The organism is Streptomyces sp. NPDC001204 (assembly GCF_053598035.1).
Genome location: NZ_JBSFJL010000050.1, coordinates 1 through 16,356 on the forward strand (window position 1 = coordinate 1; position 16,356 = coordinate 16,356).

General features: G+C 68.6%; 10 protein-coding genes and 3 pseudogenes. 8 read left to right on the forward strand and 5 right to left on the reverse strand.

Annotated features, from left to right (window positions below; all coding sequences use genetic code 11):
- From ACWC91_RS39070 to ACWC91_RS39080, 3 genes are all read left to right on the forward strand, one after another.
- Positions 1–255, forward strand: a 255-nt coding sequence (locus ACWC91_RS39070) for a transposase (RefSeq protein ID WP_450641806.1), incomplete at its 5' end; no start/stop codon positions are given.
- 561 nt (positions 256–816) lie between these two features.
- Entirely contained in the window at positions 817–2,865 is a 2,049-nt protein-coding gene (locus ACWC91_RS39075) for a spermidine synthase (protein ID WP_281157323.1), read from the forward strand.
- Positions 2,866–3,128: 263 nt separating this feature from the next.
- Positions 3,129–3,644 (forward strand): pyridoxamine 5'-phosphate oxidase family protein, encoded by a 516-nt coding sequence (locus tag ACWC91_RS39080; protein ID WP_450641808.1) that lies wholly within the window; start codon positions 3,129–3,131, stop codon positions 3,642–3,644.
- Here the strand turns inward: ACWC91_RS39080 and ACWC91_RS39085 are convergent.
- Positions 3,616–4,036, reverse strand: a pseudogene (locus tag ACWC91_RS39085) (transposase); the annotation flags it as partial. The gene ACWC91_RS39080 and the pseudogene ACWC91_RS39085 sit on opposite strands and share 29 nt — an antisense overlap.
- Before the next feature lie 25 nt (positions 4,037–4,061).
- On the opposite strand from ACWC91_RS39085, the pseudogene ACWC91_RS39090 reads away from it, so the two are divergent.
- From ACWC91_RS39090 to ACWC91_RS39100, 3 genes and pseudogenes are all read left to right on the forward strand, one after another.
- Positions 4,062–4,181 (forward strand): annotated as a pseudogene (locus tag ACWC91_RS39090) (IS5/IS1182 family transposase); the annotation flags it as partial.
- A 287-nt stretch (positions 4,182–4,468) separates the two neighbouring features.
- The gene (locus tag ACWC91_RS39095; protein ID WP_450641833.1) at positions 4,469–5,590 is read left to right on the forward strand and encodes a PP2C family protein-serine/threonine phosphatase; all 1,122 of its coding nucleotides are present in this window, start codon (positions 4,469–4,471) and stop codon (positions 5,588–5,590) included.
- A gap of 45 nt (positions 5,591–5,635) precedes the next feature.
- Positions 5,636–5,794: pseudogene (locus ACWC91_RS39100) on the forward strand (IS630 family transposase); the annotation flags it as partial.
- 103 nt (positions 5,795–5,897) lie between these two features.
- Here ACWC91_RS39100 and ACWC91_RS39105 read toward each other — a convergent pair.
- Entirely contained in the window at positions 5,898–7,055 is a 1,158-nt protein-coding gene (locus ACWC91_RS39105; protein ID WP_376504219.1) for an alanine racemase, read from the reverse strand.
- A gap of 268 nt (positions 7,056–7,323) precedes the next feature.
- Here ACWC91_RS39105 and ACWC91_RS39110 point away from each other — a divergent pair, with 268 nt between their 5' ends.
- Positions 7,324–7,917 carry a cupin domain-containing protein gene (locus ACWC91_RS39110; RefSeq protein ID WP_225077624.1) on the forward strand — a complete coding sequence of 198 codons (594 nt, stop codon included), beginning with the start codon at positions 7,324–7,326 and terminating at the stop codon, positions 7,915–7,917.
- Between the two features lie 308 nt (positions 7,918–8,225).
- Here ACWC91_RS39110 and ACWC91_RS39115 read toward each other — a convergent pair whose 3' ends face one another.
- The 3 genes from ACWC91_RS39115 to ACWC91_RS39125 all read right to left on the reverse strand — a co-directional run bounded on the left by ACWC91_RS39115 (position 8,226) and on the right by ACWC91_RS39125 (position 14,759).
- Entirely contained in the window at positions 8,226–11,615 is a 3,390-nt protein-coding gene (locus tag ACWC91_RS39115; RefSeq protein ID WP_450641810.1) for a S8 family peptidase, read from the reverse strand.
- A 433-nt stretch (positions 11,616–12,048) separates the two neighbouring features.
- Positions 12,049–13,077 carry a helix-turn-helix domain-containing protein gene (locus ACWC91_RS39120; protein ID WP_281156384.1) on the reverse strand — a complete coding sequence of 343 codons (1,029 nt, stop codon included), beginning with the start codon at positions 13,075–13,077 and terminating at the stop codon, positions 12,049–12,051.
- 269 nt (positions 13,078–13,346) lie between these two features.
- Positions 13,347–14,759 carry an aminopeptidase P family protein gene (locus ACWC91_RS39125; protein WP_281156383.1) on the reverse strand — a complete coding sequence of 471 codons (1,413 nt, stop codon included), beginning with the start codon at positions 14,757–14,759 and terminating at the stop codon, positions 13,347–13,349.
- A 145-nt stretch (positions 14,760–14,904) separates the two neighbouring features.
- Here ACWC91_RS39125 and ACWC91_RS39130 point away from each other — a divergent pair, with 145 nt between their 5' ends.
- On the forward strand, positions 14,905–15,888 hold the full coding sequence (locus ACWC91_RS39130; RefSeq protein ID WP_281156382.1) for a helix-turn-helix transcriptional regulator: 984 nt from the start codon (positions 14,905–14,907) through the stop codon (positions 15,886–15,888).
- Positions 15,889–16,356: the final 468 nt, after the last annotated feature.

Below are 16,356 nucleotides of genomic sequence, written 5' to 3' on the forward strand. Positions count from 1 at the left end.
ACCGCGCAGAACAAGGTCTGGCTGGAGATCGTCCAGATCGCACTCGACCTGCTGGCCTGGATGCCCATGCTCGCCCTGACCGGCCAGGCCAGGCTTTGGGAGCCCCGCCGGCTGCGGTTCCGCCTGTTCTCCGCCGCCGGACAGCTCGCCACCACCGGCCGGCGCCGGATCCTCCGCCTCGCCCGCCACTGGCCCTGGACGTTCGAAATCACCACCGCTCTCGAACGGCTCGCACTCCTGCCCAACCCCGGCTGACCAGCGGTTCTCCTGGCCCTACGAGAGAACGTTCCAGTCCGGAGCAGTGGAACCCGGCGTCCACCCGAGACGACACTTGGGACCTCGGCCTGCCCAGCATCAGCCATCGACAACGAAACGGACCACCGACTCGGTCGTCGGCCCGTCAAAAAGATCGAGGCTAGCGGCCCAGGGAGCCGTCGGAAAATAACTCACGAACGCCGAACGCCGTGCCACCTTCCAGTGCCAGCGGTCCGCGATGATCGACCTGTGTCAAAACCGGGTTTGCCCTGACCACCCTCGTTTCACTGGCGTTCAACATCAGCGCTGTCCGACGCGACGACCAGCCGGGCCGGCCGCGCGCGGCCGGCCGAAGGCCGCGATGGCTCCGTCCAGGCGGCGTGGGCCTGCCACCGGACAGCGTGTCCTTATTGGGGGCGGCGGTTCGTAGGGTGGTGTCCAGGCCGTGCGGAGTCGTGCTGGGGGAAGCGATCCGAGAGACTGGTCCAGGTCAGGCCGCATCGTTGTAAAACCGGCAAGTCGCCTCGACCCCTCGCGCCGAAGATGGCACCGTAATTGCGCGTGAAACTGAACAGAACCAGTCAAATCGACCGCTCGGTGTGCTGGAGGCTACTGCTCGCCAGCGCCACCATGCTCTTCGTCGAGCTGGCACTGATCAGATGGGCGGGCGCCAACGTCGTCCACCTCAGCTACTTTTCGAACTTCATCCTGCTCGGGTCGTTCCTGGGCATCGGCATCGGGTTCCTGATCCCCGCCGCGCGCGGGCAATGGCTCAAACGCTGGGCAACGGTCCCGCTCGCGCTTCTCGTCATCCTGGTACGCGAGTTTCCGGTGCAGGTGCGTCAGAGCAGCGACCAGGTCATCTACTTCACCACCGTGAAAACCACCGGCCTGCCCGAGTGGGTGACGCTGCCGGCCATCTTCCTCCTCACCGCGGCGATCATGGCCGGGATCGGCAAGATCACCGCCGATCTCTTCCGCCGGCTTCCCTCGCTCGATGCCTACCGCTACGACCTGCTCGGCAGCCTCACCGGCACGGTGTCCTTCGCCCTGGTGTCCTGGCTCCGCGCCCCGTCGGTCGTATGGGGCGCACTCGCCGCGGCGGCCCTGCTGATGCTCGGCGGACGGCGCAACACCCTGCGGTACGGCATCCCGCTCACGGCGATGGTCGCTGCGCTGTTCGTGGAGACGACGACAGCCGGCATCTCCTGGTCGCCCTACTACAAGATCCAGCTCACGCCCTTGACGTCCACCACCCCGGGGTACCGCATCTCCGCCAACGGCGTCCCACACCAGAGCATCGCGCCGCTCCCGGTACTGATGCAAAAGAACTCGCCCTATCGGCAGGCGTACGACCGGACGCCAGGCAACCCGCACAAGCGTGTGCTGGTCATCGGAGCCGGCAACGGCAATGACGTCGCGGTCGCACTGGCACACGGAGCGCAGCGCGTCGACGCGGTCGAGATCGATCCCCGGCTGCAGCAGATCGGCGCACAACTGCACCCCGCGAGGCCGTACGACGACCCCAGGGTGCACGTCCACATCAACGACGGACGAGCCTTCCTGGAACGGACGAACACCAAGTACGACCTCGTCATCCTGGCGCTGCCGGACTCGCTGACGCTGGTGGCCGGGGCGAGCAATCTGCGCCTGGAGAGCTACCTGTTCACCCAGCAGGCGTTCGAGGCAGCGCGCGATCACCTGGCGCCGCACGGCGCGTTCGCCATGTACAACTACTACCGGAAGAGCTGGCTGGTCGACCGCTTCGCCGGCTCCCTCGAAGACATCTACGGCCACGCCCCCTGCATGGCGACGTTCAGCAAGAACGCGGCCGTGCTGGTCGCCGGGATGACGACCGCCGACCAGTCGTGCGATCAGGTCTGGCAGCCCAGCGGCGCGGTCCCGGCGGCCGCAAGCGACGACCACCCCTTCCCGTATCTGCTCCACCGGGACATTCCCACGCTGTACCTGGGCGCGCTGGGCGCGATCCTGCTGGTGACGCTCCTGGCCGTGCGCCTGACCGGGGTTCGCATCCGAAGCACGATCCGCTACACCGACATGTTCCTGATGGGCGCGGCCTTCATGTTGCTCGAGACGAAGAACGTGATCGGCTTCGCGCTCTACTTCGGTACGACCTGGCTGGTCAACGCCCTGGTCTTCATCGGCGTCCTGCTCGCCGTCCTCGCGGCGGTCGAGGTCCGGCGCCGGCTACGGCGGGTGAACCAGCTGCTGCTGCAACTCCTGCTCTTCGGCACCCTCACGGTAGCCTGGCTCGTCCCGGCGCAGGCCGTGCTCTCGCTGCCCTTCGCCGGACGGCTCGCCGCCGCCATCGCCCTGGCCTTCGCCCCCATCTTCTGCGCCAACCTCATCTTCTCGGACCGCCTCGCACTCGCCCCGGACCCGACCTCCGCGTTCGGTGCGAATCTGCTGGGCGCGCTGACCGGGGGCGCGCTCGAGTATCTGGCCCTGGTGACGGGCTATCAGGCGCTTCTGCTGGTCGTCGCTCTGCTGTACCTGGGGGCGTGTGTCGCCATGCGGTTCGCCGGGCGCGGGCCGGGCGTGCAATCACCGCTGGCGCCGGACGAGACGGTTTCCCTCAACACTCGGTAGAACTTGGTCGGGTTGGTGCCGGCCGGGAGGCAATGGTCACGGCGGAGTGCCGAAGTGGCACTGGGTCCGCCTGGCGACGCAGCCGCCAAGCGCGATCAGGAGCCGGCCATTACCGGAGAAACGTGTGACGGAGCACGTCCGCCGACCACCCTGAGCACCGAAGTCGGTCGCCCCGAGCCAAAGGCTGAGGAGTTCATCGGTCGCTGGGAGTAGGTCCTGCGCCTCAGGCGCGCTTCACGCCTGCCTGGCTAGGGTCGGTCCTCATGGAGACCACAGGAATCGTTCGTCGCCAGACGGCGGAGCGTATGCGCGACGCTCTGGAGCGGCTCGTCACCGAGCGGGATGTATGGGTGTCGACGGCTCACCCTGATCACGGGCCGCACCAGGTGCCGCTGTGGTTCTTGTGGGATGGGCGAGCAGTGTGGATGTGCACCAGCGCCACTTCCGTGACCGCGCGAAACGTCCGCGAAGAGCCGCGCGTGCGCCTGTCGCTACCGGACACCTTCGACGTGGTGCTCCTGCAGGGTGAGGCGGAGTGCTTCCCGGACGAGGAGGTGCCCGCAGGCGCAGCGGAGGCGTTCGCCGACAAGTTCGGGTGGGATCCACGCGTGGAAGCGGGGTCCTTCCTGTATGTACGCGTAGTCCCGAGGACCGTGCGGGCTTGGCGCGGCGAGCCGGAACTGCGCGGGAGAGTCATCATGCGCGACGGGATGTGGCTGGAACAACGGCCTCCCCTCGCCGACGCGCCTCTCTCGGATCACGATCTACAGCTGGAGTAAGTCGCCGGTGGCCGGACAGCCACGACATGGCCTCGATGGCCCAGCGGCGCCGCCCTAAGCGTTCACTGGACTCGATTCCCTTACGGGCGATGAGCACTGCGATGCGCTTCCAACGCGGCCGTCTGCGCAGGTCGGCGCAGTCGTAGGCTTTCTCCGCGTGGAGACGCTGCGGCTTGAAGTACCGGCCGTTGTGAGGGTCGTGTCTCGTTTGGTGACCCTCGATCATCGGCTTCGGACCCTCGCTGTCCTGGGTGTTGCCGGCCTGGACGCCGACGAGGAGGAGGCAGTCCGTTCGCGTCCGGCAGGACGTGGATCTTGGAACCCGGCTTACCTCGGTCCACGGGACTCGGACCTGTGTGTCCCGCCCCCTTTTTCAGTGTCGGCCGACCGGTCCCGGGCAGGCGGCTGTCAGCGTCGATGATCTGGTCCCGGGCCGGGGTTTGGGGCCGCGTTTGCACGAGGCCGTGCCGCACCGGCTGGACGACGCCGGCCTGGTCGATGTCACTCGCGTCGTCCACGACACCGCCCGCGTCAGGGGGATGCTCGCTGCTGCCGTGAAAGCGAAAGCCGACCAGCACATATCCGAGTTGCCGGCCGAGCGGGACCAACGCGGGCGGCGCCTGGTCCGCAACGGCCACCACCGGTCCCGTACCGTGACCACGGCCGCCATCTGGAGTACCGGGAACCACCGGAGGAGTACACGAGCCGCGCACCTCGCATGCAGTGCTCGTCACGGCGCGGGGACCTTGTCCGGCAGGGCGCGGCTCGTCCATGGCCGGGCCTGCTTACCGTACGGGGAGTGCACTGTCTGCCCGGGAGGTCCCGTGCTCCGTAAACATCCGAAGAGTTTCGCTGGTCCCCTCGAGGCCATCGAACCACCGCGCGACGCCGAAGTATTGATCGGTGTGGTGTCGATCACGGCCCTGGTGATGCTCCTCAGTGCCCTGGCCGCGTCCCCGGTGTGGCTCCTCGGGCTCCTTGTATTCCTGCCAGGGGCGGCGTCAGCGCTGTGCACCGTACGCCAGACGAAGTTCGTGTCCGCATGGACCGCACTCGTGGTCATCGTCACCATGCTGGTCCGTCACGGTGACGGACGGCCGTGGCTCGACAGGATCCTCATGATGCTGCTCACCCTCGCCCTGGGCGCGGCATCCGTCTACGCTTGCCGCCATCGGATCCGCCGCGAGCACGAGATGCTGCGACTGCGCTCCACCGCAGCAGCGATGCAGCGCCACATCCTGCGCCCTCTTCCCATCCTCACCGACGACGTCCTGGTAGACGGAGTGTACGAGCCCGTACAGGAGGACCGGCTCATCGGCGGCGACATCTACGACGTCGTCGCCTCTCCGTGGGGAACCCGGATTCTGATCGGCGATGTCCAGGGCAAGGGCCTGCCTGCGGTCGGTGCCGCGTTCGCCGCCATCGGCACCTTCCGTGCCACGGCCCACCGAGAACCCACCCTGACCGCGCTCGTCGATATCCTCGATGCCTCTGTCGTACGGCACAACTCCTATGCCGCACAGACCGGCGACGACGAACGGTTCGTCACAGCGCTCATCGTCAACGTTGACGCACACGAAGAGGTACAAGTCATCAACTGCGGACATGTTCCGCCGAAGTTGCTGCACGGTGCCACCGTCACCACGCCGGCCCTCGCGTCCGGTGTCCCTCTCGGTCTCGCTGAGCTCGCGGCCGAACCCGCGACCGTCGACTGGTTCGCCTTCCCGCGCGGCGCGACGCTGCTGCTGACCACAGACGGGATCACCGAGACCCGCGCCGCCGACGGCACGTTCTACCCCCTCGCCGAACGCCTCACCAAGCGCGCAGCCCTCTCCCCCACCGACCTGCCGCGCGTCCTCTACGACGACGCGCGCGCGTTCGCCGGGGAGGGAGACCAGCACGACGACGTGGCAGTCCTGTCCGTCCGGCGGTCACCGTACCGCTGAGCGTTGACGCCTTGGATCTGGCAGGCCTTCGGCCTGCAACGGCCACCGCACCGAGACTTCAAGTTGTCCACGGACCCGTACTTCGCGGACAAGGTGCACGACGTCGTCGGCTTGTGTCTGGATCCGCCCGAACGGGCGCTGGAGTTCTGCGTGGACCCGAAGCCGCAGATCCAGGACCTGGACCGCTCTCATCCGGTGCTGCCATCCGTTGCCATGTTCCGCTCCGGCACCAGATCTCCGCCAACTCGATTGCCGCCGAAGCGAATACGATGACTACTCGGCCTTGGATCAAGGCCCGTTCGTCCGGTCAGTGGAAATGCGGGTGCCACACCTCGCGTGTGTGGCCCTGCTGGTCGACCACAGCAATGTCGGGCCAGCGGTCAAAGGCGGAGCACGGGTGGGAAATGCCGAGGTCGACTTCGTCGCCAACGCTCAGCCCATGTGCCTCCGTCAAGACCAGGTGGTGGTCGTATATCTGGGCAGCGGTCGCCGTGACAGCCGTTCGCCGCGCCCCTTCCGCGTCACGTGCGCTCAGGAACACGGGTAGGCCGGCGTCATAAGGCAGTTCGCGTTTCCCGGCGCCGACGACGGCACACCCTGGTTCTGGCGTGGACAGCACGACCGCGCGGACCGTCAGCGCTGCGCGCAACCCCGGCAGGGGTGACACGTGCTCGTATGTGCCGTGGTCGTGAGTGACGTAGCAACCTGATCGCAGAACGGGCACCATGGGCAGGCCACTCGGGTTCTGCGCGAGTTCCGCAAGGGCATGGATGACGCGGTCGGGGAAAGCGGAACCGCCCATGGTGAAGACGGGCTGTGTGATCTCATACAGCGGGAGGAGACTGCGGTACACAGCGATCGCCTGTCGGCAGTGCTCGTCGACCTGTGTCAGCGTCTCGGCGTCGCGGCGATTGGGCCTGACTCCTTCATAGCCTGCGACGCCGGCAAGGCGGAGTCCGGGGGCCGCCTTGACCGCTGCGGCAAGTTCAACGGCTTGGGCCGGCTCCCGCACGCCCGTACGGCCTCCGTCCGTTCCGATGTCAATGAGAACGCGCAAGGGATTGGGGGCGCCTTCCATGGCTGCCCGGGCGAGGTCCACTCCGGTCAGGGAGTCGGCGAAGCAGTAGATCTCCACATCCGGCATCTCGTTCAGCCACCGTCGGATGAGGGCGAGGTCGGCTCGGTGGACCACCTGGTTCGCGATGATCAAACGCCGTACTGCCCAGTCCAGAGCTGTGCTCGCCTGCGTCACGGTGGCGACGGTGACGCCCCACGCCCCTTCGGTCATCTGCCGCTCGACGATCGGCCGCGTCATGGTGGTCTTGATGTGTGGAGCCAGTTCGACCCTCCTGTCGGCGCACCATGCGGCCATGAGCTGGACGTTGTGCTCCAACGCAGAGAGATCGAGACGCAGCTCTGGTAGTCGCCGTGTTCGGCATCCTCCAAAAGGCGTGTCGTAAGCCATTGGTCCTCCGTGCATGCTTGCGAGCGACCCGGTGGAGCCGGGCGTTGCGGATCCGGGGCGGCGGAGCGATCGGCGACGCGGCGCGGGTGCCCCTCCGTTCTGGAACCTGCCATGCTCGCCCGCCATGTGGAGCCGGCCGGCATCGATACACGTGATGACCGGCACCCTGGTGCGGCGTCTCATATATGAGACGAAGCGTAGATTATTCAAGACACCCACCGCAAACACTATGCTGGATGCCACATCGCATTTACTGGAGGAGCAGTCCGTGTCGACCGTGGAGCACGCGCACACTTCCCCCGAGCCCTCCGGGGACGACGGGATCGGCCAGTACCTCCGTCGCGAGCGACTGGACCAGGGCCTCACGCTGGAGAAGCTCGCCGAGAAGACGGGACTGTCACGCAGCTATCTCAGCAACGTCGAGCGGGATGTGAACAGTCCGACGATCAATACGCTTCGCACGATCGTCGACGCCCTTGGAACCACACTCAGCCAGTTGTTCCGCGCTGTGGACCGCGAACGCCGTGTACTCACGCGCCCCGATCAGCGCCTTGAGCTCACCCGGTCAGGTGTGGAGGGGGTGACCTACACGCTCCTCAACCCAAAGCATGGAGGCAGGATCGAGATGATGATGCTCGAGGTCGCCCCCGGCGCATCCTCGGGGGCCAATCCACACACCCATGGCGGAGAGGAGGTCGGCCTACTGCTGAGCGGGGAACTGGATTACTGGGTCGACGGCGTGCACTACCGCCTGCAGCCCGGCGACTGCGTCAGTTTCGACTCCTCCGTCTCGCACCGCTACAGCAATCCTGGCGATGTGCCGGCAGTCTGTGTCTGGACGGAGACGTCCCGGGGTTTTTGATGGGCCGTCAATCCGGATCCCCGTCCGGGGCCTCACGCGTAGGCGCCTGCCCACGACGGTTCCCAACCTCATCTCGCAGCCGGCCGGCGTCCCGGGGCTCGCGGGTCTGCCCGCTGAGATAGAGGTAGCGCAGCCGGGAACCGGGTCCGGGTGTTGGAAGCCGGCCAGGGGCAGGCCGGCAAGTTGTCGCTTGCCGGACCTGCAGCGATCTGCACCTCGACTGCGCCCTGGTGATCACGGGTGGGGGCAGCAGGTGGCAGGCCGGGCGGGCCGCCCGTTGCGGGGGACCGCCCGGCCGGACTGTGTGGTTACCGCACGTCGTAGGCGCGGGTGATGGTCTGGGTGACCGCGTTGCCGTTGGCGTCGGTGAGGGTGACCTTCAGTGTGACCTGCTTGCCGACGGCGCCGGTGTGGTCGAGGACGGCCGTCCACTTGCCGTCGTGCTGCTCGGTCGGCGCCTGGGTCCAGGTGGTGCCGCCGTCGTAGGAGTAGGACAGCGAGGCCGCCGTGATCGCACCCGGGATGTACCCGGCGTGGCCCTCGACCGACAGCCCGACCTTGATGCCGCTGCGCGCGGGAAGGGTGTTCAGGCCGTCCACCGGCAGGTCGTACGCCGGGTGGAGAAGCGGCAGGCCGCGGGAGTAGACGTCCGGCTCCAGTTGGGAGCGGAAGCTCCAGGTGGTGTCGGCAGCGGTGGAACGCAGCCAGTTGCGGTCCCCGGTGTAGATCTTCTCCAGGTGCTGGGTGAGCTCGTACGCGGAGTCCTCGTCCGGCACCTCGAACACGCCGTACGGGTAGGCGAGCCGGCCGATCTCTTCGCCGTTTCGCTTCAGCTTCAGGTTGCCGATGTCGCCGAACGACCCACCGTAGGTCCAGTGGTCGCCGGAGCCGTCGACCCAGAGCGCGTTCTGGATGCCGAACAGGTTGCCCTGCCGCTCGGCGGCCAGCATCAGGTTGCCGTCGGCATCGCGCGCCGCGCCCGGCCGCAGGGGGCCGCCGTACCATTCCTCGGTGCTCCGCTGTCCGGCCTTGTAGGTGCGGTCCTGGTCGCTCATGAACGCGGCGAACGGGAAGCTGGTCATCGCGCCGTGGTACCAGGCGTCGTCGCCGGTCGTGTAGTAGGCGGTGCGGGTACCAGGCACGTGGACCGTCTGGTACAGGCTCACGGGGATCTGGGTGGAGCTGCTCCCGGAGGGACGGAGGAACAGCGCGTCGATGTAGTCGGCCTCCTTGCCCATGGCATGCCACGTCTCGGTGACCTGGGCCAGCCGGGAGTCATTCGGCTTGTAGGCCTGGTCGGAGTGCAGCGGGCCCTGGGTCGGGAACGACAGGTTGTAGGCGTAGGACGAGCCGTCCTCGGAGCCGGTCGCGCGCCAGGTGGGCCGGAACTCGAAGGTGCCCTTCTGAGCGCGCCCGTCGATGTCCGCGTAGAACTTCTGCACGGCGCCGTCGGCCGCGAGTGTTCCGCTGAGCAGCCAGGTGTCGTCCCACGTGCGGGCGTAGCTCAACGTGGTGCCCCGCAGCGTCGAGGGGCGGTCGGTGTGCAGGCTCAGCCGGTGGGCCTGGCGGGCGTCGAGGACAACGGTGGTGTCCTTGGTGATCCGCAGCTGCGGGTGGGCGAGGTAGCTGACCGATTCGGGCGTGTTGCTCGCGCCGGGCGTCGTCACGAAGCTGCTGAGGGCGTAGTCGCCCGGGCGCACACGGTAAGTCTGCTCGGGCGCACCCGCGTTGGTGCGGCGCTCGCCCTCGTCGGAGTCGATGCTGGCGACGTCCAGGGAGGAGGAGCCGGACGCGGGCTTGCCGTTGCGGTCGACGACCTTGACCCGGAGAGTGACCGTCTCCGGCTGGACGTAGAGGGTGACGGGCACGGAGACGTGCACATCGCCGCCGGTGGCCAGGATCCGGCCGGTGACCGCACCGTACTGGGCGGGCTTCAGACGGGCGGTGGGGTCGATCTGCAGCGGCACCTGAGCGGTGGCCCCCGCCGGGACCGTCACCTTGTTCTCCTGCGGCTTGATGATTCCGGAGGTGACGTCGCTGCCGTCGTTGCCCTGCACACCGCTGAGCTTCAGATGGAGCGTCAGGTCGCTGTCGCTGGTGTTGGTGAAGGGCACCTGCACGGTGGTGCGGTCCGACGCGTCCTGTGGCCAGTTGTAGCTGCCGGCCTGGACGGCGGGCGCGGAAAGCACCTTCTGGTTCACCGCGCCGAACACGTCGAGCACCCCGCCGCCGGTCTGGTCGGCGCCGGCGACCTTGCCGCCGGTGCGGGCGGAGGAGACCAGGGCTGCCTTGATCTGCTGCGCGGTCCAGTCCGGGTGCGCCTGGCGGACGACGGCCGCAGCGCCCGCGACATGCGGGGTGGCCATGGAGGTGCCGGACATCGTCCGGTAGGCATAGACGCCGCGGCCGCCCGCACTGGCCGCCGAGATGTCGACGCCGGGGGCGGCGATCTCGGGCTTGAGGGTGTGGGTGACGGCCACCGGACCGCGGCTGGAGAACTGCGCGGTGGTGTCGTCGCGGTCGACGGCGCCCACGGTCAGCACGCCGGGCACGCACCCGGGCGAGGAGACGGTCTCGGCGCCCGGGCCGGAGTTGCCGGCGGCGACGACGAACAGGGTGTGCTTGTTCTTCGACAGCTCCTGCGTGGCCTGGGCCATCGGGTCTGTGCAGTCGCCGATCGTGGGGTTGCCCAGGCTCATGGAGACGACGTCGGCCTGCTGGTCGACGGCCCACTGCATACCCGCGATGATCCAGGAGTCCTGGCCGTAGCCCTGGTCGTTGAGCACCTTGCCGATGAGCAGGGAGGTGCCGGGGGCGACGCCCTTCTTGCGGCCGTCACTGGCCGCTCCGGACCCTCCGACCGTGGAGGCGGTGTGGGTGCCGTGGCCCACCCGGTCGTCGGTGGTCTTGGAGTCCGTGAAGTTCCGGGACGCGGCAACCCGGCTCACCAGGTCGGGGTGCTCGGCGTCCACGCCCGTGTCCAGCACGGCGACCTTGGTGCCCTTGCCGTCGTAGCCGGCTGCCCAGGCCTCCGGCGCGTGCACCTGCGTGGTGGACCGGTCCAGCGTGGTCTCGACCTTGCCGTCGAGCCAGAGCTTCTTCAGCGTGGAGGCAGAACGTGAGCGGGCGTTGGTGACGTCCTGCCAGAAGGTGACGGCAGTGGCCTTGCCGGCCTTGAGCGCGACGCCGTCCACGGCCGGAAGGCTCAGGCCCCGCTCGGCCCCGCGAGGAGCCGCCGGTGCGCTGTCGGCAACGTTCACACCGTTCCGGTAGGTGGCGATGAGCGGCAGCGTGTCGGTGCGTGTGTCGTCGTATCCCTGGCGGATGAGCCCAGTGACGTTGAACAGCTGCTCGTCGACCTTGCCCTCGGCGATCGCCTGGGAGGCCTCCTCCGGGTAGACGTAGAGGTCCTTGCCCATCTGGTAGGTCTGGACGATCGGCTGCGTACCGTCGTCGCGCGGCAGCACGGCCGCCGAACTGTGGCCCGACGTGTCCGTGGTCACCAGTACCTTGTCGCCGGTGATGAGTGTGACCGGCACCTGCTTGCCGCCCGTTGCTGCGGTCTCGCTGCCGATGACGGGCCTCTTCCCCGAGGCACCGTCAGGCGGCAAATCCGCCGCCCCGGAAGGCGCTACCGCGGTGACGGCCAGGACGGCGGCGATTGCCGCGCCCAAGGCTATACGCGTTTTGGGGGGCATGAGTCTCCCTACTTGACGCCGTGAACATGCCATGCTGCGGGTGCAGCCTGGCAGACATACGGATCGCGTAGGCATGCCGCGCGTGACGGGTTTCCCGCGTGTCGGTTTTCCGTCATGCGGTCACGTCGACTGGTTCGTCGGCTCGATGGGGCTTCGGGTCCGCAGGTGGGGAATGCCCCTGCGGGCTGACGCTCACCGAGATGATCTCGCCGAGGGGGGACCCGGGAACCGACCCGGCCGCTCATGAGCGGGTGGCGCAATGCGGTCAGGTACCTGTCGCGTGGGTGCGCGCGCCGCCGCTCCGGTAGACGCCTTCAACCTGGATCGCGGGTCCGTCGGCGGTGGAGCAGGAACCCGCCAGGAGTTGACAGCCACCCTCGTAGGCGGATCACCAGCAGACGGCAACTCCCCGGCCCTCAGGCCGGGGAGTAGGTCAAAGCCAGCCCGCACGTGCGGCGTGCCACCCGAGTTGCAGGCGCGAATCCGCACCGGCAAGGTCCATCAGACGGCGTGTCCGCCGCTCCACGGTGCGTATGGAGACGCCGAGTTGGGAGGCCGCCCGCCGGTCGGAGAACCCTGCCAGCAGCAGAGCGAGGACTTCCAGTTCCCCCTCGGTCGGCTGCTGATCGGCTGCCGACTCCTCCCGCACACCCGTCGTGGTGGTGTAAAGCGGCCGGGCCTGGGCCCATTCCCTCTCGAAGAGATGGACCAGGGCCGTCAGCAAGCCGCTGCGGTGCACCACGATTGCGCTCGGCTCGCCGCCGGAGTCCGCCATGTCCAGTGGCACCATGGCACGCTCTCGGTCGGAGACGACCATCTTCAGCGGCAGCGAGTCGGCCAGGCGAAGCTCCAGGCCCGCCAGGATGGCCGCCCGCATGTCCCGTGCCACGTCGTGACCGTCGAGATAGTTCCTGGCAGCCACGACCCGGAAGTCGACTCCGCGGTCCAGTGCGGAGTTCTCCGACATGTCGGCGTCCTCGCGCGGCACCGCGATGGGTACGCCGACGAGGAAGACAAGCAACTCCCGCTGGGCGCCGCGCTGCAGTTGGTGGAACCGGTGTGCGACCTGCTCCACGCCGACGACCACCTCCACGACGCTGCCCGCAGGGTGTGCGGCGGTACTGCGGTACTGCTCGGTCAGCATCGAGAACGCGGTCTCGGCCCGGTGCAGCGCGTTGCGCTGCTCGACGAGGAACGGGGCCAGGGCCACCGAGGGTGGTGTGAGCCGATAGCGGGCGGTCTGGAGGCCGGCCCCGCAGCCGGCCGACTCAGGCGTCCCGCCCCCGGCCTCGGTGGCGACCGCCACCAGGCCACGTCTCGCCAGGTCGAGCAGGATGCGGGCGGCCTCACCCTCCTCGATTCCGGTCTGTCCGGCGAGTTCCTGCGCGGAGGCTGTCGGGCGGGCCAGCAGTGTCGTGTAGATGGCCTCTTCAGCCGGGCCCAATCCCAGCGCCTGCAGCATGCAACTCCTCCCCGGGCAGCACGGTGTAAGGCCCTGGCTCAGCTCGCACTGACCGAGCGGATCCTTGTCGGCCGAACCCTATCCCGCAGTCAGGATGTCGCCATCGGCTGTTTGCCGCGCCTTCACCCCACCCGGGACAACCGACGCCGCGAACCTCGCCCGCCACCTCTACTTCCTCAGCCAGGAGCTGGACACCGGCGTCCCGTGGTGTTCACCGTCACCAGGCTCGCCGGAGGACGGTCCGGCCTTGGGCCCGGTTCTCGATGTGCTCAGCCCGCGAAACGGGCCATCCACGCCTCGACCTCATCCGCAGACCGCGGCAGGCCCGCCGACAGGTTCTCGTGACCATCGGCGGTGACGAGCAGGTCGTCCTCGATGCGTACGCCGATGCCGCGCCACTCCTGAGGGACGGTCAGATCGTCCGGCTGGAAGTACAGGCCGGGCTCGACGGTGAGCACCATGCCCGGCTCCAGTACGCCGTCGACGTACTCCTCGGTCCGGGCCCGCGCGCAGTCGTGGACGTCCAGGCCGAGCATGTGACCGGTGCCGGCCATCGTGAAACGGCGCTGGAGGCCCAGCTCGTACGCGCGGTCGGCAGGCCCTTCGACGAAACCCCACTCGACCAGCCGCGCCGCCAGGGAACGCTGGGCCGCCTCATGAAAGTCCCGATACGCGGCGCCCGGCTTGACGGCCGCCATGCCCGCCTCCTGGGCCTCGTACACCGCGTCGTAGACCCTGCGCTGGACGGGGGTGAAGGTGCCGCCGATCGGCAGGGTGCGCGTGACGTCGGCGGTGTACAGGGTGCGCGACTCCACGCCCGCGTCGAGCAGGAGCAGCTCCCCGGGGCGCACCGGTCCGTCGTTGTCGGTCCAGTGCATGATCGTGGCGTGCTCGCCCGCGGCGCAGATCGTGCCGTAGCCCACGGCGTTGCCCTCAAGGCGGGCGCGGCGGAAGAAGGTGCCCTCGATCCACCGCTCGGACGAGGCGATCGCCCGCGACAGCTCACTGACGACGTCCGTGAATCCGCGCACCGTGGAGTCCACGGCCGAGCGGATCTCCTTGATCTCCCACTCGTCCTTCACGACGCGCAGATCGCTGAGGGCCTCTTCCAGCTCCTCGTCACGCTCCGCCTCGGTGGCGACGGCGGCCTCCAGGGACGGGTCGATACCGCGGACGATGCGCGTCGGTGCGCCGGAGGCGGCTGCCAGGTCGCCGGCCGCCGTGCGGACGTCCCGGCACGGCAGGCCGAGCACGCGCTCCGCCTCGGCGAGGGAGCGTCGCCGGCCCATCCACAGCTCTGCTGTGGCACCGGTCCAGAACTCGTCGTCGTCCCTGCTGTCCCGCGGGAGTTGGTAGCAGTAGGCGTCATGGCCGCCATCCGCACGGGGTTCGAGGACAAGGGCACCGTCCCGGGCCTGGTCGCCGGTCATGTGTACGTAGCCCGAGTACGGCCGGAACGGGTAGGTGTCGTCGTTCGAGCGGACCTTGAGGTTCCCCGAAGGGATCACGAGCCGTTCGCCCGGGAAGCGCGCGGAGAGCGCGGCCCGGCGCGCGGCCGCGTACGGGGCCTGCCCGTTGAGCGTCAGTCCGTGCCGTTCGGTGTCCGCCCACCCCGTCCGCATCAACGCGGACAGTTCCTCGGAGATCTCCGAGTACAAACCGTTCTTGCGGCCTTTCGCCACTGCGTCCGCCTTCCTGGGAGTCGCGCGCCGCCACATGCCGACGGCTCGGCGACGGTATCCCGCGATGCCCGCGCATGGTGCGCAGTGGTGCCACTGGCACAGATCGGCCACGCCTGACCGGCCACGGCCGTCGATAATGCGACTCATGACGAACGCGAGTCTCGGCGATGCACTGCGGCTCCTGGGCATCGGCCAGACGGCGGCCCGGGTCTATCTCACCCTGCTAAAGCTGGCGCCCGCGCCGCTGAGCGAGATCGCCGCCGCGGCCGGTCTGGACAGCCCGGGCCTGGCCACGGCGTACGGCGAGCTCGTCGACGCCGGTCTGGCCGGTGCCGCCGAGAGGGACGAGGACGTGGTGGCGCCGGTGGTTCCGGCGGCCGGTCTCGAGGTCCTCGCCCGGCGTCGTGCGGCCGAGGTCGAGAAATCCCGCATCGCGGTCGCGGGCGCCTTCGATTCGTTCCGGCGCCACCGGCTCGCGGCACACAACGACCACCTCGTCGAGATCGTCACCGGCGACGCCATCGGCCCCAGGATGCGCCAAGCCTGGGCCAGCGCCCGCCACCAGATCCGGCAGTTCGAGTCGCCCCCCTACTTCCCTGTGGCCAGTGCCACCGACGACGCACTGGCCACGCTGGCCCGCGGGGTCACACAACGCGTCGTGTACTCCCGCGAGTCGCTGGAACGTCCGGACCACCTCAAACAAGTCATCGAACCGTGTATCAACGCCGGTGAGCAGGCCAGAGTGCTGCCGTCCGTCCCCGTCAAACTCCTGATCATCGACGAGGCGTACGCTCTGGTGTCACTGTCGATCAAAGAGGTCGACGTGCACAACACCATGCTGGTCGTACAGCCGTGCGGTCTGCTCTCCGCCCTCATCGCGCTGTTCGAGCAGTCGTGGCAGCAGGCTCTCCCCTTCCACGGCGGCACGACCCGCCCAGGCGGTCCGCCGCCCGCCGACCGCCGTCTGCTGTGGCTCCTGGCCAGCGGCACGAGCGACGACGTCATCGCCCGCGAACTGGGAATCAGCCGCCGCACGCTGTTCCGCCGCCTGCAGGTCCTGATGGCCCGGCTGGGCGCCGCGAACCGCTTCCAGCTGGCTCTGCAGGCCCAGCGCAACGGATGGTTTTGAACCCTCCCCCAGCCGAAGCAGGGGGATTCCTGGCTCAAGCAGCTCATGCGCTCAGCAAGCGAACGAGTCTGACGCTCTCAGCACCAGCCGGGACGGAACCTGCCCGGTTGCCCATCAAGACAAAGGAGTTGCGCGTGCTCGGCTCTCGCGACGCACGGCCCTCAACCTACCCAACCATCTGGGCGGTCTTTCGCCTTTTGGGCGAAACCCCGTTCCCTGCCCTGCTCCGCAGGAGTCCGACTCATCCCCCGGCTGAAGCCGGGGGCGTCCTCGGAGGTTTCCAGTGACGGTCGGCCCCGGCCCGAGCCCACACGGACAATCGCGCGATGGCGGAGGAGACGGGCCTTGACCACGAGCTGTTCCAGCCGACCAGCTCACCGCCACGGCCGTCCAGCCGCCGAGGGCCGGAACACCATGCCCGGCATCGGACCCGTGCTCGGTGCCGCCTTCCTCGCCGCCACCGGTGGC